This window comes from Pantoea sp. X-Soil-ISGK-421 (assembly GCF_059730785.1).
Genome location: NZ_AP035980.1, coordinates 563,036 through 584,189, shown reverse-complemented (window position 1 = coordinate 584,189; position 21,154 = coordinate 563,036). Strand labels below are relative to the sequence as shown.

Annotated in this window: 20 protein-coding genes; 16 read left to right on the top strand and 4 right to left on the bottom strand. The window is 55.1% G+C overall.

From position 1 onward, the window contains the following. Positions 1-8: 8 nt before the first annotated feature. From AC6I8K_RS21410 to AC6I8K_RS21390, 5 genes are all read left to right on the top strand, one after another. A complete protein-coding gene (locus AC6I8K_RS21410) occupies positions 9-878 on the top strand; it encodes a branched-chain amino acid ABC transporter permease (RefSeq protein WP_497827548.1) in 870 nt (289 codons plus the stop codon). Next, positions 878-1,909, top strand: a complete 1,032-nt coding sequence (locus AC6I8K_RS21405; RefSeq protein WP_483818317.1) for a branched-chain amino acid ABC transporter permease — start codon at positions 878-880, stop codon at positions 1,907-1,909. Before AC6I8K_RS21410 ends, AC6I8K_RS21405 begins: the two co-directional genes overlap by 1 nt. Further along, a complete protein-coding gene (locus AC6I8K_RS21400) occupies positions 1,906-2,637 on the top strand; it encodes an ATP-binding cassette domain-containing protein (RefSeq protein ID WP_497827547.1) in 732 nt (243 codons plus the stop codon). The genes AC6I8K_RS21405 and AC6I8K_RS21400 overlap by 4 nt, the downstream gene beginning before the upstream one ends. Further along, positions 2,630-3,334 carry an ABC transporter ATP-binding protein gene (locus tag AC6I8K_RS21395; protein ID WP_064739911.1) on the top strand — a complete coding sequence of 235 codons (705 nt, stop codon included), beginning with the start codon at positions 2,630-2,632 and terminating at the stop codon, positions 3,332-3,334. Before AC6I8K_RS21400 ends, AC6I8K_RS21395 begins: the two co-directional genes overlap by 8 nt. Before the next feature lie 333 nt (positions 3,335-3,667). Beyond that, entirely contained in the window at positions 3,668-4,249 is a 582-nt protein-coding gene (locus AC6I8K_RS21390) for an ANTAR domain-containing response regulator (RefSeq protein WP_497827546.1), read from the top strand. Here the strand turns inward: AC6I8K_RS21390 and AC6I8K_RS21385 are convergent. Both AC6I8K_RS21385 and AC6I8K_RS21380 read right to left on the bottom strand, forming a co-directional pair. Then, entirely contained in the window at positions 4,244-5,188 is a 945-nt protein-coding gene (locus AC6I8K_RS21385; protein WP_483818320.1) for a helix-turn-helix domain-containing protein, read from the bottom strand. The two genes, AC6I8K_RS21390 and AC6I8K_RS21385, sit on opposite strands and share 6 nt — an antisense overlap. A 116-nt stretch (positions 5,189-5,304) precedes the next feature. Then, positions 5,305-6,699, bottom strand: a complete 1,395-nt coding sequence (locus AC6I8K_RS21380; RefSeq protein WP_497827545.1) for an amidase — start codon at positions 6,697-6,699, stop codon at positions 5,305-5,307. Positions 6,700-7,071: 372 nt separating this feature from the next. On the opposite strand from AC6I8K_RS21380, the gene AC6I8K_RS21375 reads away from it, so the two are divergent. The 7 genes from AC6I8K_RS21375 to AC6I8K_RS21345 all read left to right on the top strand — a co-directional run bounded on the left by AC6I8K_RS21375 (position 7,072) and on the right by AC6I8K_RS21345 (position 15,231). Continuing rightward, the gene (locus tag AC6I8K_RS21375) at positions 7,072-8,496 is read left to right on the top strand and encodes a hypothetical protein (protein ID WP_497827544.1); all 1,425 of its coding nucleotides are present in this window, start codon (positions 7,072-7,074) and stop codon (positions 8,494-8,496) included. A 395-nt stretch (positions 8,497-8,891) separates the two neighbouring features. After that, positions 8,892-10,097, top strand: a complete 1,206-nt coding sequence (locus AC6I8K_RS21370) for an SfnB family sulfur acquisition oxidoreductase (protein ID WP_483818323.1) — start codon at positions 8,892-8,894, stop codon at positions 10,095-10,097. Positions 10,098-10,106: 9 nt separating this feature from the next. Beyond that, positions 10,107-11,309: an SfnB family sulfur acquisition oxidoreductase gene (locus tag AC6I8K_RS21365; protein ID WP_497827543.1), complete on the top strand. Its 1,203-nt coding sequence runs from the start codon at positions 10,107-10,109 to the stop codon at positions 11,307-11,309. Then, on the top strand, positions 11,306-12,667 hold the full coding sequence (locus AC6I8K_RS21360) for an LLM class flavin-dependent oxidoreductase (protein ID WP_497827542.1): 1,362 nt from the start codon (positions 11,306-11,308) through the stop codon (positions 12,665-12,667). Before AC6I8K_RS21365 ends, AC6I8K_RS21360 begins: the two co-directional genes overlap by 4 nt. 20 nt (positions 12,668-12,687) lie before the next feature. Further along, positions 12,688-13,494 (top strand): MetQ/NlpA family ABC transporter substrate-binding protein, encoded by an 807-nt coding sequence (locus AC6I8K_RS21355; protein ID WP_497827541.1) that lies wholly within the window; start codon positions 12,688-12,690, stop codon positions 13,492-13,494. A gap of 2 nt (positions 13,495-13,496) precedes the next feature. After that, positions 13,497-14,597 (top strand): methionine ABC transporter ATP-binding protein, encoded by a 1,101-nt coding sequence (locus tag AC6I8K_RS21350; RefSeq protein WP_497827540.1) that lies wholly within the window; start codon positions 13,497-13,499, stop codon positions 14,595-14,597. Beyond that, positions 14,581-15,231: a methionine ABC transporter permease gene (locus AC6I8K_RS21345; protein ID WP_497827539.1), complete on the top strand. Its 651-nt coding sequence runs from the start codon at positions 14,581-14,583 to the stop codon at positions 15,229-15,231. Before AC6I8K_RS21350 ends, AC6I8K_RS21345 begins: the two co-directional genes overlap by 17 nt. Positions 15,232-15,317: 86 nt before the next feature. Here AC6I8K_RS21345 and AC6I8K_RS21340 read toward each other — a convergent pair whose 3' ends face one another. Then, on the bottom strand, positions 15,318-16,220 hold the full coding sequence (locus AC6I8K_RS21340) for a LysR family transcriptional regulator (RefSeq protein ID WP_064739922.1): 903 nt from the start codon (positions 16,218-16,220) through the stop codon (positions 15,318-15,320). Positions 16,221-16,320: 100 nt separating this feature from the next. On the opposite strand from AC6I8K_RS21340, the gene AC6I8K_RS21335 reads away from it, so the two are divergent. After that, the gene (locus AC6I8K_RS21335; protein ID WP_064739923.1) at positions 16,321-17,388 is read left to right on the top strand and encodes an SDR family oxidoreductase; all 1,068 of its coding nucleotides are present in this window, start codon (positions 16,321-16,323) and stop codon (positions 17,386-17,388) included. A 379-nt stretch (positions 17,389-17,767) separates the two neighbouring features. Continuing rightward, positions 17,768-18,445: a MarC family NAAT transporter gene (locus AC6I8K_RS21330; RefSeq protein WP_497827538.1), complete on the top strand. Its 678-nt coding sequence runs from the start codon at positions 17,768-17,770 to the stop codon at positions 18,443-18,445. Between the two features lie 38 nt (positions 18,446-18,483). Here the strand turns inward: AC6I8K_RS21330 and AC6I8K_RS21325 are convergent, their stop codons facing one another. Further along, positions 18,484-19,152: a DUF3313 domain-containing protein gene (locus AC6I8K_RS21325; RefSeq protein WP_497827537.1), complete on the bottom strand. Its 669-nt coding sequence runs from the start codon at positions 19,150-19,152 to the stop codon at positions 18,484-18,486. A 433-nt stretch (positions 19,153-19,585) separates the two neighbouring features. Between AC6I8K_RS21325 and AC6I8K_RS21320 the strand changes: the two genes are divergently transcribed. Further along, on the top strand, positions 19,586-19,900 hold the full coding sequence (locus tag AC6I8K_RS21320) for a DUF3302 domain-containing protein (protein WP_497827536.1): 315 nt from the start codon (positions 19,586-19,588) through the stop codon (positions 19,898-19,900). 4 nt (positions 19,901-19,904) lie between these two features. Then, the gene (locus AC6I8K_RS21315; protein WP_497827535.1) at positions 19,905-21,041 is read left to right on the top strand and encodes an HlyD family secretion protein; all 1,137 of its coding nucleotides are present in this window, start codon (positions 19,905-19,907) and stop codon (positions 21,039-21,041) included. Positions 21,042-21,154: the final 113 nt, after the last annotated feature.

Sequence of the window (21,154 nt, the reverse complement as noted above, 5' to 3'; positions counted from 1 at the left end):
GAGCCGCTATGGATCTGTTCATTATCTACGCCATTGAAGTGCTCAATGCCATCGCCGTGCTGGTGATCATGAGTGTCGGGCTCGCGGTCGTGTTCGGCATGATGAAAATCGTCAATATGGCGCACGGCGAATTCATGATGCTGGGCGGCTACAGCGCCATTCTGGCGACCAATCAGTGGGGTGTGCCGATGTGGATCTCGATGTTGGTGATCGCGCCACTTACCGTTGGTGTGTTTGGTGCGGTGATTGAGCGTGTGATTATCCGTCACCTGTACGGGCGGATGATCGACACCATGCTGGCGACATGGGGGCTGAGTCTGGCGCTGATCGGTGCCGCCACCATGCTGTTCGGCAACACCACCTTAGGCATCAGTTCGCCGCTGCCCAGCGTCAATATCGGCAGCTACAGCACAAGCGGCTATTCGCTGTTCATGATTGTATTTGCGATGGGCCTGCTGGGCGCGCTGTGGCTGCTGCTGCGCTTTACCACCTTAGGGTTGTGCGCGCGCGCCACTATGCAGAATGCGCGCATGGCAGCAGCGCTCGGCAGCAATCCCGGCAAGATCTACAGCCTGACGTTTGGCCTGGGCGCAGCGCTGTCGGGTTTAGGCGGCGCGCTGTTGGCGCCGATAACCGGCGTGATCCCAACGATTGGCGTCAGCTTTATTGCTAAAGCCTTTATCACGGTGATTGGCGGTGGCAGCGCGATTATTGCCGGTACGCTCTCTGCTTCCACACTGTTCGGCACCCTTTCGCAGTTGGTGACTTACTTCTCCACGCCGGTGTTTGGTGCAGTCGCGCTCTTGCTGAGCGCCATTGTGCTGCTGCGCTTGCTGCCGCAGGGCATCACCGGTCGCTTCTTCAGGAGATCGCTGTAATGAAATTACTATCGGAAAAGATGCAGATTGTCGTCACCTCACTGGCGATGGTGCTGGTGGCGCTGTGGCTCTCAGGTGCAATTGAGCTCTACACCTTGCTGTCACTGACGGTATTTCTGGTGATGGGCTTGTTGTCGCTCAGCCTGGCGTTTATCTGGGGCTACGGCGGCATTCTGTGCTTCGGTCAGGCGGCGTTTTTCGGTTTAGGCGCCTATACCTATGCGATTTGCGCCATCAACTGGGGTGATTCGACCTGGGCGGTGGTGATGGCGGTGCTGCTGCCAACGCTGTTCTCGCTGCTGCTCGGCTATGTGATTTTTTATGGCGGCGTCAGCGATGTCTATCTTGGCGCAATCACCCTGGCGGTCAGTCTGGTGCTGTTTAACTGGGTCAATTCCACCTCCGGGAGCGAATATCACATTGGCGAGGCGCTGCTCGGCGGCTTTAACGGCATTCCCTCGGTGCCGACACTCAACCTGCCGTTCCAGCCGGAGGCCATTTTATCGCCCGAGGCGATCTTTATGGTCACCGCCGGTTGTCTGGCGCTCTGTTACGCCTTGCTGAAATTCGTGCTGCTGAGCCGCTTTGGCAAAACCGTGGTGGCGATTCGTGAGAACGAGCAGCGCGCCGGATTGCTCGGCTACAACGTGCCGGCGCATAAGCTGGCGACCTTTGCCATCGGCGCGGCGATTGCCGGACTGGCGGGCTGTTTGTACGTCAACTGGGGCGCGTTTGTCAGTCCCGGCGTGTTCAGCATTAGCCAGTCAGCGCAGATCATTATCTGGGTGATTGTCGGTGGACGCGGCACGCTGCTAGGGCCGGTGATCAGCTGCGTGCTGTTACAGTGGATGGTGACACGGCTGGGCGCGCAGCAAACCGTGGATGTCAATTTAGTGCTCGGCGTAATACTGGCCGTGTTTGTGTTGCTGATCCCCGGCGGCATTCTGCCGACGTTACAGCGTTTATGGCGGCGCAAGCGTCCCGCCGCCGCGCCCGCCAGCCGTGCGCAGGTCAGTGAGGTGAAACAATGACGACCAACGTGTTACTGGAAACCCGCAAGATGGGCGTCAGTTTCGGCGGCGTGCACGCGGTAAAAGAGGTGGACTTCACGCTACATGAAGGTGAGTTACGCTGCCTGATTGGCCCCAACGGCGCAGGCAAAAGTACCTTCTTCAAGATGCTAAGTGGCCAGGTGACGCCCACGCGCGGCGAGTGTCGCTATCGTGAACAGGTGATCTCCGGCAAGCGGCCGTGGGAGATTGCGCGTTTGGGGATTGGCATTAAAACGCAGGTGCCGAGCGTATTTGAAGGCTTAAGCGTGCGAGAAAATCTTTGGCAAGCGGCGGCGAATAAGCTGGCGAAAGCGGCGCTGCCGGCGGCAATTGAACAGGTGCTGGAGGATATCGGCCTCGTTGATCTGCAACATGCGGTGCTCTCCGAACTGGCACATGGCCAGCGGCAGTGGGTGGAACTGGGGATGATCCTGATCTCTAAGCCGCAACTGGTGCTGCTGGATGAACCGGCGGCGGGCATGACGCATCAGGAAGTGCGTAAAACGGCGCAGTTGATCAGAGCGATTAATCAGCAGAGCACGGTGGTGGTGGTGGAACATGACATGGAGTTCATCAGCATGATTGCGCAGCAGGTGACGGTGTTTAACCAGGGCGCGGTGTTGGCCGAAGGCAGCTTCCGCGCGGTGACGCAAAATCCGCTGGTGAAAGAGGCGTATCTCGGCAATCTGGAGATTAAACATGCTTGAAATAAAAGAGATGGTCTCGGGCTACAACAAGATTCCGGTGCTGAATTTATCTGAACTGTTTGTCGGCGCCAAGTCGTTCACTGGCGTACTGGGCCGCAACGGCATGGGTAAAACCACGCTGCTGCGCACCATTATGGGCGAACTGCCGGCATGGCAAGGCAGCATCGCACTGAACGGCATCGATATTACCCGTTATCAGGCGCACCAGCGTGCGGTGGCGGGTATCGGTTTTGTACCTCAAGGGCGGCAGATATTCCCGCAGCTGACGGTGGAGGAGAATCTGCGCATGGGCTGCGTGAAGCACTTCTCCCGTGCCGGACAGATTATCGAGCAAATGCTGGAGTATTTTCCGCGCCTGAAACGCCTGCTGGCTCAGCCAGGCGGTGCGCTATCGGGCGGGGAGCAGCAGCTGCTGGCATTGGCGCGTTGCCTGTGCGGTCAACCGCAGCTGGTGCTGCTGGATGAACCCACGGAAGGAATTCAACCGAATATCTGCGAGGAGATCATCGAGACGTTGCGGCGGCTACGGCATGAGATGGATATTTCGATCATTCTGGTGGAGCAGGATATTGAATTTCTATACGCCCTGTCTGACCAAATTCATGTGATTGAAAAAGGGCAGATAGTGCAGAAGTTCGATCCGAAAACCCAGTCGAGTGCCAGCGTGGCGGAGCAGTTTTTGGGGTTTCATGTGTGAGGTGATAAAAACGGTCGCCATAAATGACGACCCTACACGCAAGGTCACCATTTATGGTGTAAGCCGATCAGTTAAGCCCCGTATTAATTACCGTACATTCCGTAGCGGCGCGATTTATCGCGCAATAAATTGCGCCGCTACAATGTGTGCGCCAGGTCGTTGGGGTTTTCATCCCTTAACTGACAAGCATTACACCATTTATGGTGACCTTACGCATCACGGCACAGGATCGTTGTCCGCCCTGACACAGCATCCGGCAGCGACAGCAAAGCGTTGATTCACCCGCTCGCTTACTGTGAAGCCTCCTCATTCGGGATGTGCATAGGGTGAACCATGACTGAACAATCATTACTGGCAACGCTTTCTGGTGTCCGGCTGCATATTTTCCATCCTGATTCACAGAGCGTGCGTGCGTTTTGCGCCTCGCTGGCACAGTTGGGCTGTCACGCGCAGCACAACTGGCCGCCGGCGGCGTCAATACCCGCCGATACGCAACTGCTGCTGGTGGCAATCGATGTGCATCAGCAGCAATTTTTATCCCCTCTGTTTAATCGCGCGCGCGAAATGGATATTCCTGTCATCGCGCTGGCGGATTGCCACAACGCGCGGCTGTTTCCGCTGCTGCTGCAACTCCAGCCGAGTGCCATTGCCCAACGTGAGCTCAACCCTTTTGCTTTGATTGTGCAGATGATGGGCACGTTACACACCGTGCGTCATCATCAGCGAGTGCGTGCGGTGCAGCAGGCGCGAAAAGCGCGCGGAGAAAGGTTGGCGCAGGCCAAAGGCGTGCTGATGCAAACCTTCGGGCTGGATGAATCGGGTGCCTATCGCTTAATGCGGAGTGAAGCGATGAACACGCGCAGCAGCCTGGAATACACCGCCGAACGCGTGATCACCACATTAGAAAAGTCATGATGTTTGGGCGTCTGGCAGCCGTAACAGGCTGCTGGGCGTATAGCCAAAGGCTTTACGAAACGCCAGGCTGAAGTGCGACATATCGCTAAAGCCATGATCCAGCGCCACCTGCGTAATATTGCGCGCTTTACCTTCCGCCAATAAACGGTGACACGCCTGCAAACGCTCCTGCCAGAGGAAGTTCATCGGTGTGGTCCCATGTGCAGCAAACACCCGGCTGATGGTGCGCGGCGAGACATGATGCGCATTGGCAATCTGCGTCACCGATAACTCCGGCTCCTGCAGGTTATGGCGCAGAAAACGTACCACGCGCGAATAAAGATCCGGCTTCAGCGCCTCTTCGTTATGCTGCAAATTGACGCTCACTGAAATCATATTCAGCAAGGTGTTGGCAAACTGCTCGGCCAAAAACGGGTTCTCGCGATCGGAATTAAAGACGAACGCTTCCTGTAGGAGCAGCTTGAGCGATGCCATGCCAGGTCGCGTAACATCCAGCGTTTTGCCCGCCAGTGTGGTCGTGGCGGGCGCTTCCTTCTCCATGATGTGACGTGGCAGATGCACGATATTGATCGCCACATTTTCCATCGCAAAATCAAACGGCGTGGCAGCATCATAAATCACCACATCACCGGCGCTCACGCGCGATTGATGGCCATTCTGCCGCAGCGTACCGCTGCCGGCGCAAACGTAGCCCAGATAGAAGTCGTGATTGGGATGGCGGCGAATGCACTCCGGCGTGCGTTGCCACATCAGCGCGGTGTGCGATACATGATGAGCAATATCCATGTGTCCTAGCATCGAATACGCGAAACTGCCGGAAAAAGTGCCCGTATGCATCTGGCGCGCTTCGGCTTTAATCAGACGCGAGCACACCGCATCCCGCCAGGCATCGAAGCGATGACGATTATCGAGATCATCGGTAGTGAAAAGCTCTTTCATATCAGCATCCCCTAAACATGGCGAAAAAGGGCGGAAGTCGAGGAGATAAAGCAAATTTCAGGCCATGAACGGGGAATTGCCACCTCAGGCCTGCTGAGGTGGCAAAGATGACGGCGTTATAATGCGGGATGCTGTTTATGCCAGTCGGTGACCTGCTGGAACGCCCACGCGCCCTGAATCATGGTGGCCTCCGCGAAGTGGGCCGCCACCAACTGGAAGCCAATCGGCGCGCCGTTCGCGGTCATGCCGCATGGCAAGGTGATGGTGGGATGCCCGCTGGCGTCGAATGCACTGGTATAGCGCAGTACGCCGTTAAACAGTGCCTGATCGGTACCAAAACGGGTCATGGTGTCCCAGGTCAATCCGGCATAGGCGGTGGCCGGAGCCAGAATCAGATCAACCTGCGTGAACAGGGCGGAGATATCGCCGCGCAGCGCCGCCCGGCTGAGCAGCAAACGCTGATACTCCAGCGCGCTGACGCGGTGACCGAGATCCAACAGGCCAGCCAGACCGGGGCCATAGTGATCTTTCTGCGCCGGATAAGTTTCTTCATGCGCCAGCGCGGTTTCCACGGCGCAGAGTGCGCTCCACTCGGCGGCGGCTTTTTCGGTATCGGGCAAGGTAATGTCCACCAGCGTTGCGCCGAGCGAACTCAGGGTGGCGATCGCCGATTGCAGCGCGGCACGCGTCTCCTCGTCGACTTTCTCCAGCGCCCAGCTCTTATCTACGCCGATGCGCATCTTGCTGATGCCGCGCGTCATCAGCGCCAGATAATCCGGCACCGGCTCGCTGCTGGAGGTGGGATCTTTGTCATCGCGACCGGCAATTGCCTGCAACATGGCGGCGGCATCGGCGGCGTTACGTGCCATCGGGCCGATATGATCGAGTGATGCCGCCAGTTCACAGGCACCGTGACGTGTGACGCGGCCCCACGTGGGTTTGATGCCGGTCAGGCCGTTGGCGTTGGAGGGAAAACGAATCGATCCGCCGGTATCGGTGCCAATTGAGCCGAAGCATAAACCGGCGGCAGTGGCGACGCCGGAGCCGCTGGAGGAAACGCCAGTCCATAGCGCGCTGCCCCACGGATTATTTGGACGGGTGATATCAGGATGGTGATCGGCGAAGGCGCTTTCGGTTTGCGTCAGTTTGCCGAGAATCACCGCACCCGCCGCGCGGAAGCGCTCCACCACGGTGGAGTCTTCGGTTGGGTAACGATCTTTGTGGATGATCATGCCGTGGCTGGTGGGCGCGTCTTTGGTCCAAATCAGGTCTTTAAGCGCAATCGGTACGCCATGCAGCGGCCCGCGCAATTTACCCGCAGCAATTTCAGAATCGGCTTCGGCCGCCTGTTTCAATGCGCTGTCGTGCATCACGTAGAAGTAACTGTGTAAGTCGCGATCAAGCGCATCGATACGCGTTAGCAGCGTTTGCGTGACTTCCACCGAAGAGATTTCGCCCGACTGAATCAAGCGGCCAATTTCCAGCAAGCTTTTGTAATGCAGGTTATTCATCGTGACCTTACCTCGTGAGGGAGAGATGTGTTGATGAATAACGTAAGTCACTCCGTGAAGTGCGGCTGTGTTTAGGCGGACAGATGTTATGTCTGAAATGACATGTTGGGGGGGAGTTGTGAGAAGGTCGCCATGAATGGCGTAATGCCGATCAGTTAAGCCCCGTATTCATTAGCGTACATTCCGTAGCGGCGCGATTTATCGCGCAATAAATTGCGCCGCTACAATGTGTGCGCCAGGTAGTTGGGGTTTTTATCTCTTAACTGACAAGCATTACGCCATGAATGGCGACCGAATAATGTAAACCTTCCTAAAGCTGCTCATTAATACGCCGATAACGCTAAGGAATAGTACATAACGAGGATTATTTTCATGCTACATGGGATTGGCAGCAGCGTACTGAGAAATTTAATCGCGGCGAATGCGGTGGTAACGCCGTCGGTGAACAACACATCCGCGCAGAACGCCCTGATGGTGGAAGCATCCACCAAAGTGACCTTCAGCGAGGCGAGTGATGCCATCGCCGCTATCTATAAAATTGAGCCCGCTCAGGTCAAAAGTTCCGTCGAGGTGACCAGCAGCCTGCAAGCGCAGTTGAACGGTGCCGCGCATGCCCGCGGTATCGATATGAACGGCTTGGGCAGCACGTTGCTGAGTAATCTGGCCAGTCATCGCGGCGACGTGACCTTAAGCGTTCCGGCGACCGAAGCGGTAAACGGCGCGCAGAGCAGCAGCCAAAGTGCGCTGGCACTGACCATCACTACTCAATCCGGCGTGCAGGTGAGTTTGCAAATGACACGGCAGCAGGGCGGCATGGTGGTGGAATTGAAAACCAGCGGCGGCCAGCTGAGCAATGTTGAGGCGGCGGCGATGGGCCAGCTGTCAGCGGGCTTGCAGAAAGCGCTGGATGGTCTCGATGGCAGCACCACCAAACTCGATATCAGCGATCTGATGAAGTTTGATAGTTCAGTGTTAAAAAGTATCGATTTGAAGACCGATCTGCGTAATGGCAATAACGTCACGCAGTCGCTTAATCTGCATGCCGACGATCAGGAGCGCTGGCTTGGATTCCACAACGGCGATGTCAGCATTAAACTTGATACGGATGTTTCGAAACTGACGCAGGCGGGCAGCGCGGCGCAGCAGGCGGCGGCGCTGGATCAGTGGAGCAGTAAGTTCGATCAGGCAGCTTCGCGCGGTAACGGCGATCGCGATATGCTGATGCTGTTTAAAGACAGCTTCCGCGCGCTCAATACCACCGAAGGCAAAGCGGCTGAAAGTATTAATACGCAGCGCGTGAAGTCGGTTGATGCCAATGCGGCGAAGAACGGCGCGATTAGCGGGCTGGCGGACTTCTCGGCCACGTATCAGCAGACGCCAGTTTCGGGCAATCCGTACAAGCCGGAAGAGAAAGACACGTTCTCACTGAACGTGGCGCAAAAAACCGCGTCGCAGAACCATGGCGATACGCAGGATTTGACCCAGCAAACGCTGTTTAAACTGAAGGCCAGCTTCCATACCGCGCTGGATTCTGCCTCAGCGGCGAAACTGACCGAACAGAAGTCGTCGCAAAACTATAAGTATCATTTGATCGATGATGAAGCGCGCAGCCAGACCTCGGTGACGCAGAATAAGAAAGGGGATTTGACTGCAAATTATGCGCAGCAGCTAACGCAAAATGAGACGGTGAAAACCTATCAGCTGGCGAAGTTGATTGATAGTGTGCAGATTCCGCATAGCGCGAAAAGCGAATTCACCCGCAGTTTCGCTGCTGCACAGTTTGCTGCACAAATATAATAAAAGGATATTCGGTCGTATTGTCATCGTACGGTCGCCATTAATGGCGACCGTATAGAATAAGCTCTGGCTTTCGTAAGGTCGCCATTAATGGCGACCCTACAAATGACTATATGCGGTTTTTAATATTCAATAGCGTTATTTGATCTTAAGAATAACTCGCCAATTTTTAATACTCATCAATTGCCCGCAGCGCCGCCTGTAGCCTGTTGTTGTGCCTCTAAAAATCGATAGCTTAATTATGGCAACGCATTGCCGGATATAGCATAACCGCGCTATTTACTTGTTTTAACCCCGCTGATTATCATCGCTTTCAATCCGTTATTCATTCCACGGCCTGCTGGCTTTTACAGTGCAGGCTTACTATTCGCTGTGCAGTAAAAGTGAAATCAGCTATGACGCAAAACAGTGACGAGATTATTAACCGCGCGGCGGTATTAAACAGCGACGCACAAGCCATCGCCGCCGCACGCCATTTGGCCGAGCAGGCGAAAGGCGGCGCTGTTGAGCGCGATCAACAACGTATCTACCCCATCGCGCTGCTCAACCAATTCACCGCATTGGGCCTTGGCAGCATCAGCGTGCCGCGCGAATTTGGCGGTGCAGGTTTGTCTTTCCAGACCATGGCCGAGGTGTTTCGACTGATCTCCGCCAGCGATCCGTCGCTGGGGCAAATCCCACAAAACCACTTTGGCCTGATTCAGTTCATCCTCGGCGAAGGATCTGCGGCGCAACAGCAGCAGCTACTTAGTGCGGTGGTGAAGGGCAAGCGTCTCGGTAACGGCGGGCCGGAAAAAAACACCAAACATACGCGTGATGTGCAGGCTCAACTGGTGACAACGTCACAGGGCGTGCAGCTCACTGGCGAGAAGTTCTACTCTACGGGCGCGCTGTTTGCCGACATTCTGGTCACCACTGCGATGCACGATCAGCAGCCTAAAATGGCATTTATTCCGCTGCCAGCGACGGGTGTAGAGATTGTTGATGACTGGTCTGGTATCGGTCAGCGCACCACCGCCAGCGGTACGGTAAAACTGCAGCAGGTTGTCGTTGATCCGGCGTTGCTGATGCCGCTGCCCGATGCCGGGAAACCGACGCTACGCGGTGCGGTTTCACAGTTGATTCAGGCGGCGATTGATGCAGGTATTGCGCAAGGCGCGCTGGATGAGGCGCTGGAGTTTGTGCGCAGCAGCTCGCGGCCTTGGGTTGATGCCAATGTCAGCCGCAATGCCGACGATCCTTACATCCTTGCCGATGTGGGCCGCATCAGCACCGAACTCAGCGCCGCCAACGCGCTGCTGACGCGTGCCGCTCGTGTGCTCGACAGCATCGATCAGCAATCGCTGACCGCCGAAAACTGCGCACGCGCATCGATTGCGGTGGCAGAAGCCAAAGTGCTGACCACTGAAGTGGCGCTGCGTGCCAGCGAGAAACTACTGGAATGGGGCGGCAGTCGCGGCACCCTGCTGCGCCACGGACTCGATCGTCACTGGCGCAATGCACGTACCCACACGTTGCACGATCCGGTGCGCTGGAAAACCCACGCCATCGGCAACTATTACCTCAATGATGCGCTGCCTGCGCGTCATGCCTGGATTTAAGGAGCAACCATGACGCAGGTATCGCCTAAACAGCGCGCGACGCGCATTAAAAATGCCCCGCAGGCGTTGCAGGTTGCGCAGGAACTGGCGCACCGTTTTCGTGCCGGTTCTGCCCAGCGCGACCGTGAAAGAGAACTGCCGCACGCTGAATTGCAGCAGCTGTTTCAATCCGGCCTCGGTGCCATCACCGTGCCGCACGCCTTTGGCGGCATCGAGATTTCCACCGCGGAACTGGCCGAGATTTTCGTGATTTTAAGCGCCGCTGACGGGTCGATTGGTCAGGTGCCGCAGAACCATTTTTATGCGCTGGAAGTGCTGCGCATCAACGGCAGCGAGGCGCAGAAACAGCGGCTCTACGCCGAAGTACTGGAAGGTGTGCATCACGGCAATGCGCTGGCGGAATTCAGTTCGCCTGCCGCGCATCAGCGTTCTACTGCGGTTTCCCAGCAGGCGGAAGGCTTGCGCCTCAACGGCAATAAGTTTTATTGCACCGGCGCGCTGTATGCCGACCGTATTCCGACGCTGGCGATTGCCGATGACGGTAAAGAACAGCTGGTGTTTGTGCCGCGCCAGCAAACGGGCGTCAACGTGATCGATGACTGGAGCGGCTTTGGTCAGCGCACTACTGGCAGCGGCAGCGTGCAGTTCCGCGACGTAGCGATTGCAGCGGAAGACGTGGTGCCGTTCCAAACGGCGTTTGAGCGTCCCACTACCGTTGGGCCGTTTGCGCAGATCATGCATGCGGCTATTGATCAGGGCATCGCGCGAGCGGCGTTTAACGACATGCTCGATTTCCTGCGCCAGCGCGCGCGACCGTGGCCGGACAGCGGCGTGGAACGCGCCAGCGACGATCCGCTCACACTCGATCGTACCGGTCGCCTGGCCGCGCGTTTGAGCGCGGGCGATGCGCTGCTGGCGATTGCCGGCGACGCGGTTGACGTGGCACAGCGCGATCCCAGCGCTGAAAATGTCGCGCTGGCCTCGGTGGAAGTGGCGAAGGCGCGCGCCTGGACCACCGAAGTGTCGCTGGAAGCCAGCAATCTGCTGTTTGAACTCGGTGGGTCGCGTTCCAGCCTGCGTGAACACAACTTTGATCGCCACTGGCGCAATGCGCGCACCCACACCTTGCACGATCCGGTGCGCTGGAAATATCCGGCAATCGGCAACTACCTGCTAAATGGCGTGTTGCCGCCGCGCCGGGGGACGATATGAGCCAAAAACACATTCTCCTTAACGCCTTCAACATGAACTGTGTTGGGCACATTCATCACGGCATGTGGACGCATCCGCAGGATCGTTCGGTGGATTTCAACGCGCTCGATTACTGGCTGGATCTGGCACGTTTGCTGGAGCGCGGGTTATTTGATGGGTTGTTTATCGCCGACATACTCGGCGTGTATGACGTCTATCAGCAAGGGATTGGGCTGACTGCCAAAGAGTCGATTCAGCTGCCGGTTAACGATCCGCTGATGCTGATTTCCGGCATGGCCAGTGTTACGCAGCATCTTGGTTTTGGCGTCACCGCCAACCTGAGTTATGAAGCGCCGTATCCCTTCGCGCGCCGCCTTTCCACGCTCGATCACCTGACCAAAGGGCGCATCGGCTGGAACATCGTCACCGGTTATCTTGATAGCGCCGCGCGTGCGATGGGCCAGCAACAGCTGCTGGCGCACGACCGCCGCTACGATCAGGCCGAGGAATTCCTGGATGTGACCTATAAGCTGTGGGAAGGCAGCTGGCAGGATGACGCCCTGGTGCAGGATAAGCCGAATCGTCGCTACGCCGACGCCAACAAAATTCATCAGATCAATCATCAGGGCGAGTTTTATCAGGTGCAGGGTTATCACCTGAGCAGCCCGTCGCCGCAGCGTACGCCGCTGCTGTTCCAGGCCGGCTCCTCGGCGCGCGGCGTGCAATTCGCCGGACGACACGCCGAGTGCAGCTTTGTGAATGCCGCATCACCGGCGGCGATGCGCGAGCAATCAACGCGTCTGCGCCAGGCGGCGGTGGAGGCCGGACGCCATCCTGACGATCTGCGCATCTTTATGGGCGTCAGCGTGATTGTCGCGCCTACTGAACGCGAGGCGCAGGAAAAGCATCAAAGCTATCTCGAATATACCAGCCCGGAAGCGGGCATCGCACACTTCTCCAGCTCGATTGGTCTGGATTTGGCGGCATTCGAACTCGATGAGCCGATTCAGACCGGCGACACACGGGCCATAGAATCAGTGAGCAAAGCGTTCAGCGGCTGGACGCGCCGTCGTTTGCTGGAGCAGCACGCGATGGGCAGTCGTTATCCGCTGATCGTCGGTAATCCCAGCCAGGTGGCGGATGCGTTAATTAAGTGGATCGATGAAGGCGATATCGACGGCTTTAACCTGACGCGCATCCTCAATCCGCAGAGCTACCGCGATTTCATCGATCTGGTGGTGCCAGAATTACAGCAGCGCGGTCGCTTCAAGACCGCGTATCAGCCCGGTTCGTTACGGCAGAAAATTTTTCAACAACAGGACCGCTTGCCCGATCGCCATCCGGCGGCGCGCTGGCGCGACGGCGTTAACCTTCGTTAATTTAACCTCTGGGATCTGATATGAAAATTGCACGTCATTTTGCGCTGGCTGCCAGCGTCGCACTGCTGGCGTTTAGCGCCGTCGCCGCCGAAAATTACAGCGGACCGTTGAAAGTCGGCACCACCGCGGCCTTTGCGCCGCCGCTGGAAACTGCGGTTGCCGAGGCGAAAAAACAAGGGTTGAATGTTGAGCTGGTGGAGTTCACTGACTGGACCGCGCCGAACGTCAGCGTGGAGAATGGCGATATCGATGTGAACCTGTTCCAGCATAAACCGTTCCTTGAGAATGCTAACCAGCAGGGCGGATTCCATTTGGTGCCGTTCGCGCCGGCGATCATCAACAACATCGGACTTTATTCGAAGAAACATACCGCGATTGATCAGATCCCCGACGGCGGCACGGTGGCGATCGCCAACGATCCCATCAACGGTGCGCGCGGCCTGCTGCTGTTGCAAAAAGCCAGACTGATTAGCTTAAAACCGGGCGCGGGTCTCAAATCTACCGTGGACGATATCGTCAGCAATCCGAAGCATCTGAAGATTATCGAAGTGGAAGCGGTGCAGCTGTCGCGTTCGCTGGATGAAGTCGATTTAGCCCAGGGATATCCGCACTATCTGCGCCTGTCGAAGACCGTCGACCCGAACAGCGCGCTGCTGTTTGATGGTCTGGAGCATCCGGAATACGTGATTCAGTTCGTGATCCGCGACGGTCATCAGAACGATCCGCGTCTGGCGAAGTTCGTTGATATCTATCAGCATTCGCCAGTGGTGCGCGCCAAACTCGATGACTTCTACGGCAAGCTGTATCAGCCGGGCTGGAGCCAGTAAGTATGGTTAGCCTGACGCTACCCGGCGAGCGCGATGCGCTGCTCTCGCCGACGGCCGAGACGGCAGGGAAAGTGCATGTGCAGATTCGTGGCTTGAGTAAACGCTATCCCGGACAAACCCAGGAAGCGCTAAAAGAGGTCGATCTGCAGGTTAAGCGCGGCGAGATTTTCGGCATCATTGGACGCAGCGGCGCCGGCAAATCAACGCTGATCCGTTGCCTCAATCGGCTGGAAAATCCCACCCGCGGTCAGGTGGTGATTGACGGTGTCGATCTTGGCACGCTGAGCGATCGTCAGCTGGTGGATTGGCGACGCCGTACTGGCATGATTTTCCAGCACTTCAATTTGCTGTCGGCGAAAACGGTGCGTGAAAACATCGAGCTACCGATGAAAGTGGCGGGCGTGCCTGCGGCTGAGCGGCGGCGTAAAGTGGATGAGTTGCTGGCGCTGGTGGGCCTTGAACAGCGCCAGCACGCGTGGCCCGCGCAATTGTCCGGTGGGCAGAAGCAGCGCGTCGGCATTGCACGCGCGCTGGTGCACGATCCTGAACTGCTGCTGTGTGATGAAGCCACCTCGGCACTCGATCCGGAAACCACGCGCTCAATTCTGGCGCTGCTGAAGAAGATCAATCAGCAGCGTCATATCACTATCGTGTTGATTACGCATGAAATGGATGTGGTGCACGATCTCTGCCATCAGGTGGCGGTGATCGATCAGGGCGTAATCATTGAGCGCGGGCCGGTGTGGCAGGTCTACAGCGATCCGCAGCAAGAGACCACGCGACAACTGCTCAATCCGCTGTTCAGCGCGCTACCGGAAGCCATTCAACCGCTGTTGACGCCGACGCGTCAGCATGCTGATTCACGTCTGCTGGTGCGCCTGCGCTATACCGGACAGGGGGCGCAACCGGATTTGGCGGCGCTCAGTGCGCGCGTTGGCGGGCAACTGACCCTGTTATTCAGCGCGGTGGAGTGGGTGGACAGCAAACCGACCGGGCAAATGTTGCTGCTTCTTGATGCGCGGCATGAATCTGACCCTGCGCGAGCAGTGTTAATCTCACTCGCTGATCAACTGGAGATACCCGGTTATGTCACTGGCTATTGATCGTTTATGGGTTGGGCTACTGGATACGCTGCTGATGGTGGGGGTGTCGTCGCTGCTGGCGCTGGCGCTGGGATTGCCAATGGCCGTGATTTTGGTGGTGACTGGACGCGACGATCTTTTCCCGAGCCCGCTGTTGAATCGCGTGCTCGGCTGGGGAGTGAACCTGTTCCGCTCGATCCCGTTTTTGATTCTGATGGTGGCGCTAATCCCCTTCACCCGCTGGATCGTCGGGACCACCTACGGCGTATGGGCGGCAGTGGTGCCGCTCACATTGGCAGCGACGCCATTCTTTGCGCGTATCGCCGAAGTGAGCCTGCGTGAAGTGGATAAAGGGCTGACCGAAGCGGCGCAAGCGATGGGATTCCATCGCTGGCATATTATCTGGCATGTGCTGCTGCCCGAAGCGCGGCCCGGCATCGTCAGCGGGTTTACCATTACGCTGGTGACGATGATTAACGCCTCGGCGATGGCGGGTGCCATTGGCGCGGGTGGGTTGGGGGATTTGGCGTATCGCTACGGTTATCAGCGCTTTGATATGCAGGTAATGCTGACGGTGATTGTGGTGCTGGTGGCGCTGGTGACGGTGCTGCAGTTCTTTGGCGACAGGTTGTCGCGTAGGCTAAATCACCGCTGATAAAGTAAGCGCGATGAATCGCGCCGCTACAACCACGTGCACATGCCGTAGCGGCGCGATTCATCGCGCTCTTTTGACCTTTATTCTTATCTGATCTGTAATCCTTCTAACGCTGCCAGTAGCGCATCCACTTTAGGTAGCAGCTGCTTGCGGCGTGGCCATATCAGCGTTAGGGCCAATCCGTCCGGCTGTTGCTCGGGCAGAATGATCTCCAGCTCGCCGCGTGCCAGCGGTTCACGCACCAGCCACGATGGCATCTGTGCCACACCCAATCCGCCACATACAGCCTGTACCTGCGCATCCACATCCCCCAGCGCCATTCGGTGCGGCAGGTTACGCCAGTGCGGATAGCCATCTTCCGTGGTGAACAGCCACGGCTTGGTGCTGCCATCGACGCGTTCGTACATGATCGCCTGATGTTGCAACAATTCGGCTTCATTATTGGGCCGCCCCACGCGTGCCAGATAATCGGGTGACGCGCAAAACACCATGCGTTCGCGTCCCATCTGGCGACAGCCAAGCGAGGCGGGCAGATCCGGCGATCCACCAATGCGCACCGCAACATCAATCCCTTCATCAAACAGATCGATAAAGCGATCCGAGAAGGTCAGATTGAGCTCCACGTCCGGATGCTGCTGGCAAAACGGAATCAACAGCGGCATAACACCCAAGCGTCCGTAGGTATTGGGCACCGCCAGTCGCAAACGCCCGGAGGGAATGGAGCGCTGCGCCGCTAGCACCGCTTCGGCTTCTGCCAGCTCCTCCATAATGCGCAAACAGGTTTGGTAATAGGCGTTACCGGCATCGGTGAGTTTCAGGCTGCGCGTGGTGCGCTCCAGCAGGCGCGAGCCGAGGCGGGTTTCCAGCCGTGTCACGCTTTTACTGACTGCTGAACCGGTGAGATGCAGGCGTTCGGCGGCGGCGGCAAAGCTGCCACCCTCGACGCTGGCAACAAAGGGAACAATATCTTTCAGGCGCTGATCGTGCATGTATTCATGAACTCAGGTTGTGAATGCTGTGAATTAATGCCACAGATAGGAATTAAATTCTCTAGTAGACTTAGCGTTACTGTAACTGAGGAGAATTAAAATGCAAAAGCAGGCATTGATTGTAGGCATCAGCGGCGTGATTGGTCGTGCGCTGGCGGAAAAATTACAGCGCGAAGGTTGGCAGGTAACGGGTTTATCGCGCGGGCGTGGCGCGGTGCCGGAAGGCTGCCGCAGTCTGACGGCCGATCTGACTGATGCAGACGCGGTACATGCCGCACTGGCGCAGGAAAAACCAGATGCACTGTTCTTTAGCGTTTGGTCTCGCCAGGAAAACGAAAAAGAGAATATCCGCGTCAATGGCGCGATGGTGCGCAACGTCATTGAAGGCTTGGGCGAGCGCCTGAACGGCGCGCATGTGGCGCTGGTGACCGGCTTGAAACACTACCTCGGTCCGTTTGAAGCCTACGGTAAAGGTGCGGTGCCGGTAACACCCTTCCGCGAAGAGCAGGGCCGCCAGCCGGTTGATAACTTCTATTACGCTCAGGAAGATGAAGTATTTGCTGGCGCGGAGAAATATGGCTATCGCTGGAGCGTGCATCGTCCGCACTCTATCGTTGGCTTTGCGCTGGGTAACGCGATGAATATGGGCCAGACGCTGGCGGTATACGCCACGCTGTGCCGCGAGCAAGGTTTGCCGTTCATCTTCCCGGGTTCGCCAGAACAGTGGAACGGCGTTTCCGATGTCACCGATGCTGGTTTGCTGGCGGAACAGTTACTGTGGGCCGCGACCGCGGCAGAAGCGGCCAATCAGGACTTCAACGCGGTGAACGGCGATGTCTTCCGCTGGAACTGGTTGTGGCCACGTCTGGCTGCGTACTTCGGTGTGGAAGCGGCAGCGTACCCGGCGCAGATGATGCCGTTGGAAGGACGCATGCAGGATGCACCGGCAGCATGGCGTGAAGTGGCGGAACGTTATCAGCTGCGTGAGGCGGATATCACCAAACTGGCGTCGTGGTGGCATACCGACGCGGATTTGGGCCGTCCAATGGAAGCGTTTACCGACATGAGCAAGAGCCGCAAAGCCGGCTTCACCGGCTATCGTTCCACGCTGGATTCATTTACCCAGCTGTTTGATCGCCTGAAAGCGGAGAAGGTAATTCCGCAGTAAAGTTCTCGTTTAGAGAAAAGGGCGGCGCGCCGAGGCCGCCCTTAAATCCGGCATTAGTAACGAGCCCTGCTTTAATAAGTTAGGGTGGCCATCTAAATAAAAAACGCTGTGCTTTAGCCCTGATGATTCCGCCCTTTTATTAGTCCTTTCTTTCCTCTCACTTTTCGAGCATAACGCGGGCTTGACTTGTATCTGTTTTTTAATTCTTTTCAATTATGCTCATCACCACCTATGATTAGAATACTTCCAGAAGGTCAGTAGCATTCTGCCTATTAACCTATATATCCTTGTCAGTATTCAATTATTTTTTATTCATTAATATGCTCGACCGGCTGACTTTACGCCCATCATGACCTCTGATTATTTTAAGGACCACGCTATGCTTGAGCTAATTAAAGCTATTGGTTTGGGATTGGTGGTAATTTTACCCCTTGCCAATCCGCTCACTACCGTAGCGCTGTTTCTTGGTCTTGCGGGCGATATGAATTTTCAGGAACGTAATCGCCAGGCGATGCAGGCCTCAATCTATGTCTTTTTGATCATGATGGTGACGTGGTACGCCGGCAGTGCGGTGCTACACACCTTTGGTATATCGATTCCCGGCCTGCGCATGGCGGGCGGATTGATTGTGGCCTTCATTGGTTTTCGCATGCTTTTTCCGGCGAAACCGGTTGGGCATTCCGTCGAAGCCCGGCATAAGCAGGAAGAACAGGGCGCTGCCGATGATAATCTTGATAGCGTGAATATTGCCTTTGTACCGCTGGCGATGCCAAGTACTGCGGGGCCGGGGACCATCGCAATGATTATCAGTTCCGCTTCTACCGTCAGGTCGGGCGTAGATTTTCCAGCGTGGGTGGTAATGGTCGCGCCGACGCTGATATTTTTGTCCGTCTCGGTGATTCTGTGGATTTCCCTACGCAGTTCCGGAGCGATTATGAAATGGGTGGGGAAAGGCGGGATTGAAGCCATTTCACGTTTGATGGGCTTTTTATTGGTGTGTATGGGCGTGCAGTTCATCATAAATGGCGTGCTCGAAGTTATACGCAATTTTCACTGAGTTACACCGTTTGCTTCATTGGTGCACCATTCGCAGCTTTATTGTTTAGGAAAATTAGCGACGTCCTTAACCAGATCATCAACAGCACTTTTTAAATCTGCAGAGGTTATTGCTGCCGTGCTGTTTGAGATGGTGCCACCGTAGGCTTTTCTCACCACTTTCAGGACCGGTTTATTAGTAGAGACATCTGTCAGCACACCTTCGATAAAGAAGAACGTGTTTTGGGAGCGTTTCCCTGCGACGGTCATAGTTCCAGCTATTACCGCTGTCACCGGCAACAATTCATAAACCCGAATATCTTTGTTTTCTGCTGAAACACCAGAAATAGCGACGCTAAAGATCAGTCCACCTTCATGTGGTTGGTTACTCAATGGCTTGACAGCGTTCACAGCATTTTTGAGTTTCAGTTCGATTTGCATCCTGAGTTGTTCCAGCGTTGCTGCACTGACCCGACTGTTTGGCACGGGCGGAGGATAGAAAACAACAGGCGTCATATAAATATCTTTGTATTGATTGATGCGAAAGTCAGGTGCGATCCAGCGAAGCACCTGATGTCCAGATGATGTTTCAACCTCCGTTAAATTTGAGTAATCTTTCATGAAGCCTGAATACTGTTGGGTATCCGCAACTTTAGACGAACATCCAGCGAGCATGAGACAGAACGAGATGATACCCAGTTTGATAAATAAGCTTTGTGAGTTGAGCATATAATCCCCCAGGGGTTTTTAATGATTTTATTACGCACGTGTGAAAATCAACCGTAAAAACGTCACTTTTAATTTAGCAGTGGAAATAATAAATCGCATGCTGTTGCGCTAATAAATTAGCAATTAAAAACCCTCAAGATACAATCTTATGATTTATATAACGTTAATATGTTGGCAGTATGGCGCACAAACATGCGTTAACTCTCCATTTGGCTGTGAAAGTTGTACAGCATGTTTAATTTTGTACATATTAAATTCATAGCAGGCTATTTATTTCATTCAAAAGTTTTGTTTTTTGTGATGAACCTGAGTGCGTTAAGCCGGGTTTGCTATTTATTGATGGTGCTAAATAAATTATTTCACTAATTAAATGCCCGGGAAAATTAATGCGGTCTATATTGATTTATATGCTTAGCGTAAATCCGAGGCTGTTATGTTTCTTAATTACTTTGCGCTTGGGGTTTTAGTGTTTGTTTTTCTTGTCATCTTTTACGGGATAATTGTGCTCCACGATATCCCTTATCTGATTGCGAAAGCACGTAATCATCCTCACGCGGATGCAATTCACGTTGCGGGCTGGGTAAGCCTGTTTACACTCCACGTCATATGGCCGTTCTTATGGATTTGGGCCACGCTATATCGGCCAGATCGGGGCTGGGGAATGGAGGCGAAGAACGCGTCGCTTGAACAGCGTATAACCGCGTTGGAACAAAAAGTGACTGCAGACCGGGGTTCGCCGACGGAGTGACATCATGGACTTGCTGATTATATTGACCTATGTCGCCTTTGCATGGGCCATCTTCAAAATATTCAGAATACCGGTAAATAAATGGTCAATCCCAACGGCAGCCTTGGGCGGCATTGTGCTGGTCAGCAGCCTGATATTGCTGATGAATTATAATCATCCCTATACTTCTTTGGCACAGAAAGCGGTTATCGCCATCCCCATCACGCCTCAGGTAACGGGTATTGTTACTGAGGTCACTGATAAACAAAATATGCGGGTTAGGAAAGGGGATATGCTTTTTCGCCTGGATCAAACCCTATTCCGCGCACGCGTTGATAGGCTGAATGCTGATCTCGTCACCGCCATCCATAATATTCACGTGTTACGTGGGCAATTAGAGGAGGCCCTCGCCAATACGTCACATGTGAGTGCAGAACGAGACCGCTTATTCAAAAATTACCAACGCTATCTGTCCGGCAGTAAAGCGCGTGTCAATCCGTTTTCTGAAAGAGATATTGATGATGCAAGGCAAAACTTTCTCGCCCAGGACGCATTGGTAAAAGGGTCGATTGCAGAACAAACGCAGATAAAAAGTCAGCTGAATAGTATGGTAAGCGGAGAGCAATCACAGATTGTCAGCCTCAGAGCGCAGTTAGCTGAAGCGCAATATAATCTTGAACAAACAATTATTCGTGCGCCGAGCAATGGATACATAACGCAGGTCTTGATCCGTCCAGGCTCTTTTGCATCGTCTTTACCTCTGCGGCCAGTGATGATTTTTATACCCGAACAGAAGCGTCAGGTTATTGCGCAGTTTCGACAAAACTCGTTATTGCGTCTTACGGCCGGTGATGAAGCGGAGGTGGTATTTAATGCGTTACCAGGGCAAGTATTCAGCGCAAGACTGGTAAGAATTCTTCCTGTGGTTTCGGGCGGTACTTATCAGGCTCAGGGAACCTTACAATCTCTGACGATTGACCCCGGTTCGGACGGTGTACTGGCAGTGGTTGAATTGGATCCTGATGCGGCAGTCGATGCGTTACCGGATGGTATCTTTGCACAGGTGGCTGTTTACTCTGAACACTTTTCGCATGTTTCAGTTATGCGTAAGGTATTGTTGCGCATGACCAGCTGGGTTCATTATCTGTATCTCGATCATTAGTGAAACAGCGCTAACTGAAGATTGAGCAGGGAATTCGTTAAGTCGGAATTAACGTTGATTAAAGGCGAAAGTACTGCCTTAACATAAGTCTTAGTGAAATACTCATGCAAAGG

What these genes read in the sequence shown, in the direction of transcription:
- AC6I8K_RS21340 (WP_064739922.1), bottom strand. Translation starts at nt 16,220, where the DNA reads ATGCACGATCAGCGCCTGAAAGATATTGTTCCCTTTGTTGCCAGCGTC.
- AC6I8K_RS21390 (WP_497827546.1), top strand. Translation starts at nt 3,668, where the DNA reads ATGACTGAACAATCATTACTGGCAACGCTTTCTGGTGTCCGGCTGCAT.
- AC6I8K_RS21385 (WP_483818320.1), bottom strand. Translation starts at nt 5,188, where the DNA reads ATGAAAGAGCTTTTCACTACCGATGATCTCGATAATCGTCATCGCTTC.
- AC6I8K_RS21405 (WP_483818317.1), top strand. Translation starts at nt 878, where the DNA reads ATGAAATTACTATCGGAAAAGATGCAGATTGTCGTCACCTCACTGGCG.
- AC6I8K_RS21335 (WP_064739923.1), top strand. Translation starts at nt 16,321, where the DNA reads ATGCAAAAGCAGGCATTGATTGTAGGCATCAGCGGCGTGATTGGTCGT.
- AC6I8K_RS21330 (WP_497827538.1), top strand. Translation starts at nt 17,768, where the DNA reads ATGCTTGAGCTAATTAAAGCTATTGGTTTGGGATTGGTGGTAATTTTA.
- AC6I8K_RS21350 (WP_497827540.1), top strand. Translation starts at nt 13,497, where the DNA reads ATGGTTAGCCTGACGCTACCCGGCGAGCGCGATGCGCTGCTCTCGCCG.
- AC6I8K_RS21345 (WP_497827539.1), top strand. Translation starts at nt 14,581, where the DNA reads ATGTCACTGGCTATTGATCGTTTATGGGTTGGGCTACTGGATACGCTG.
- AC6I8K_RS21375 (WP_497827544.1), top strand. Translation starts at nt 7,072, where the DNA reads ATGCTACATGGGATTGGCAGCAGCGTACTGAGAAATTTAATCGCGGCG.
- AC6I8K_RS21380 (WP_497827545.1), bottom strand. Translation starts at nt 6,699, where the DNA reads ATGAATAACCTGCATTACAAAAGCTTGCTGGAAATTGGCCGCTTGATT.
- AC6I8K_RS21410 (WP_497827548.1), top strand. Translation starts at nt 9, where the DNA reads ATGGATCTGTTCATTATCTACGCCATTGAAGTGCTCAATGCCATCGCC.
- AC6I8K_RS21365 (WP_497827543.1), top strand. Translation starts at nt 10,107, where the DNA reads ATGACGCAGGTATCGCCTAAACAGCGCGCGACGCGCATTAAAAATGCC.
- AC6I8K_RS21370 (WP_483818323.1), top strand. Translation starts at nt 8,892, where the DNA reads ATGACGCAAAACAGTGACGAGATTATTAACCGCGCGGCGGTATTAAAC.
- AC6I8K_RS21325 (WP_497827537.1), bottom strand. Translation starts at nt 19,152, where the DNA reads ATGCTCAACTCACAAAGCTTATTTATCAAACTGGGTATCATCTCGTTC.
- AC6I8K_RS21395 (WP_064739911.1), top strand. Translation starts at nt 2,630, where the DNA reads ATGCTTGAAATAAAAGAGATGGTCTCGGGCTACAACAAGATTCCGGTG.
- AC6I8K_RS21360 (WP_497827542.1), top strand. Translation starts at nt 11,306, where the DNA reads ATGAGCCAAAAACACATTCTCCTTAACGCCTTCAACATGAACTGTGTT.
- AC6I8K_RS21355 (WP_497827541.1), top strand. Translation starts at nt 12,688, where the DNA reads ATGAAAATTGCACGTCATTTTGCGCTGGCTGCCAGCGTCGCACTGCTG.
- AC6I8K_RS21315 (WP_497827535.1), top strand. Translation starts at nt 19,905, where the DNA reads ATGGACTTGCTGATTATATTGACCTATGTCGCCTTTGCATGGGCCATC.
- AC6I8K_RS21400 (WP_497827547.1), top strand. Translation starts at nt 1,906, where the DNA reads ATGACGACCAACGTGTTACTGGAAACCCGCAAGATGGGCGTCAGTTTC.
- AC6I8K_RS21320 (WP_497827536.1), top strand. Translation starts at nt 19,586, where the DNA reads ATGTTTCTTAATTACTTTGCGCTTGGGGTTTTAGTGTTTGTTTTTCTT.